Below are 2381 nucleotides of genomic sequence, written 5' to 3' on the forward strand. Positions count from 1 at the left end.
CGGACTCGCGGTACCAACTACCCCAAATCGACATCTACTTCGCCAGTTATCTGGAGATATAGCCAAATGTCACCATGGCAAACGGCACGCTACGGACCGAAACTATCCCCTATCCCGTAACGGTAGAGTTGGCGCCATTTAGCCCACCTGTCCCCCACAACTCATACGGAGCTTTCCTCATGGCCCGCTTTTCTGCACGCCAGCTCAAGCGCTTCATGGGATTCTGGCCGCCCTTCTTGGGCGCTGGCATCAAGATCCAAGAATTTGCTGATGACGGCACTCGCGTCGTTGTCAGCCACAGGCCAAACATGCTGACCAAGAACGCCATGGGTGTTGCCTTCGGTGGCACGCTCTCCGCCATGACGGACCCGTTCTTCATGCTTGCGTCCATGCATCGACTGGGCAAGGAGTACCGCATCTGGGATGCCGCTGGTGAGATTAAGTACCTGAAACCCGGCCGCGGCACGGTCACCGCCGATATGCGTATCCCCGAGGAGACTTACGCGCTCATCGAAGAAAAGACGGCCAACGGTGAGAAGTATTTGCATTGGTTCGACGTGGACATCATCGATGAGGAAGGCGATGTCGTCGCTCATGTGCGCCGCCAAGTCTATTACCGGCGCAAGCAGAAACAAGCTGCACTTGGCCACAGACGCTGGCTAGTGACGCTTGGACTACTGAGGGTGCTTCCCGAAATTCTTGTGCTGTGTTTATCTAGTGCTTTGAAGCCATTTTGAGCACACCGGGAAAAATTGTGTTGTAGAAAGCCTCACGCCCAACTATTCTTGCGGGTACAGCGCCAACCCAAGAAGGATAAAGCTGGGTTCCCGAATGGGAGTAGGGCTTCGGCCTGAGAATTCCTTTGCTCCGAGGGTTGGCGTTTTTACTTTGCTTTCGCCTTGGCCTGCAAAGCATCAATACACGTCCCTGGCTCTTTTTCGAGTTGTGCAACGATAAACTCGATTGCTCGCTGAGAGTATGTCCAGGATGAATTGGGTTCTCCAGCGGTGCTGCGATCGTGTGCGTACCTGGCATCCTCTCTAAATTGGAATACCTTATTGAAGAGATTGAAGTGCCACCGGTTGAATAACTTTTCCTCGCCTCGGAAGTAAATAGTGGTTTTCGACTTCCTTAACCGGTTTCGCACCTCTTTTACTGCATTACCAACTGTGTAAGGGTAATAGGAAGCAGCATCTCGGATGTCTTTAACGATGGTGACGCCGGCTTCCGCGTCTTTGTCGACATAGACGTTAAGGTCGGCATCCTTCGCCTTCTTGACGATGCGCAGGTTTGTCTCGTAGATGACGGCAGCAGCACCTCCTTCTCCGGTTCCTGCCGCGTCGGCGGCTAGCTGCCTCATCTTAAGAAGCTTCTCTGCGACATGAGGCTCGTACTTCGTCCGAATCACGTCAGGGTCAATTGCACCGCGGCGCACGGCCAACGTCAAGTGATTCTCCGGTATTAAATCACTAACGGATTCACCATGAAGATCGAGGAGCTTATCTGCATAATTCATGACAGACTTTTGCAGGAACGGTCCGATGAAAATCTCATACTCATCAGTGATGAAGTGAGTATTGACATTGCGGAAGCGAATGATTTCCGCCATGTTGATGCGCAGGGGATCTTTATCATTCGTAAAAATCTTCTTGAGACAGTCTGCTAGAGCAATTGTCTTTCCAGATTCGTCCGAGTAATAGATCGACTCGATTCCCCGCTCTCGGATCAGGTACGCCTTGAGCATTAGTTCCCATGCGTTGCAGAGAAAAATTGAACAGGTCTCCACGTGGTATTTCAACGTTGGCCTGTTGTACAGCTCCACTGCAAGAGCAAAAGCTTCCTTGCTCTTTTCTAGGAGCCGCTCAATAATCTCTTCCTGTCCCTTATCCACAGGAACCATTCTAACTTCTGCCCCGAGTCATCTCTTCGGCGTTCTCAGCCTGTTCCCTGCCTACGCTCGGTAATAGCACGGACGATCCGGAAGTCAGTGATGATAGGAAAATACCCCAGCTGAAACACTGTTCTAGCTGGGGCTTAATGGAGACTAAGACGTCGGATTTGATAAGTGCGGCGTGAGAGCAAGAACTCTTGTTGAGCAGGGGTTTCGTGATTCTGAAGTAATTTCATTCGCTACAGGGCGCGGTTTCTTGCTGTTGTGAGGTGGTTCTCTAACCGCACTCAAGGTGAGTGCTGGTGTTCAGGGGGTGTGGTTTGCGTTTTCCGTTAGCGGGTATCGACTAAGGGGGGCGTTGTTCTTTCCACGGTCCTCTTTGTTAGCGTAGAATAGTGAAGATGGTAATGACTTTTAGGGTCGCTAACTTAACTACCTGCTCAGTTAGGTGAGGGAGTGCCGTTTCGGCGTAGTTGGTAGGGGCAATCCG

2 protein-coding genes are annotated in these 2381 nt (G+C 51.5%); one reads left to right on the forward strand and one right to left on the reverse strand.

Annotation, left to right across the window (positions count from 1 at the left end; genetic code table 11):
• Positions 1-179 precede the first annotated feature (179 nt).
• Positions 180-737, forward strand: a complete 558-nt coding sequence (locus HMPREF3169_RS08320) for a DUF4442 domain-containing protein (RefSeq protein ID WP_232751635.1) — start codon at positions 180-182, stop codon at positions 735-737.
• A 146-nt stretch (positions 738-883) separates the two neighbouring features.
• On the opposite strand, the gene HMPREF3169_RS08325 is transcribed toward HMPREF3169_RS08320, so the two are convergent.
• A complete protein-coding gene (locus HMPREF3169_RS08325; RefSeq protein WP_070433096.1) occupies positions 884-1900 on the reverse strand; it encodes a DUF3644 domain-containing protein in 1017 nt (338 codons plus the stop codon).
• Positions 1901-2381 lie beyond the last annotated feature (481 nt).

Origin of the sequence: Corynebacterium sp. HMSC08C04, assembly GCF_001807495.1 — a bacterium.
Lineage (GTDB): Bacteria > Actinomycetota > Actinomycetes > Mycobacteriales > Mycobacteriaceae > Corynebacterium > Corynebacterium simulans.

Coding starts and splice junctions, on each gene's coding strand:
- HMPREF3169_RS08320 (WP_232751635.1), top strand. CDS start 180: ATGGCCCGCTTTTCTGCACGCCAGCTCAAGCGCTTCATGGGATTCTGG.
- HMPREF3169_RS08325 (WP_070433096.1), bottom strand. CDS start 1,900: ATGGTTCCTGTGGATAAGGGACAGGAAGAGATTATTGAGCGGCTCCTA.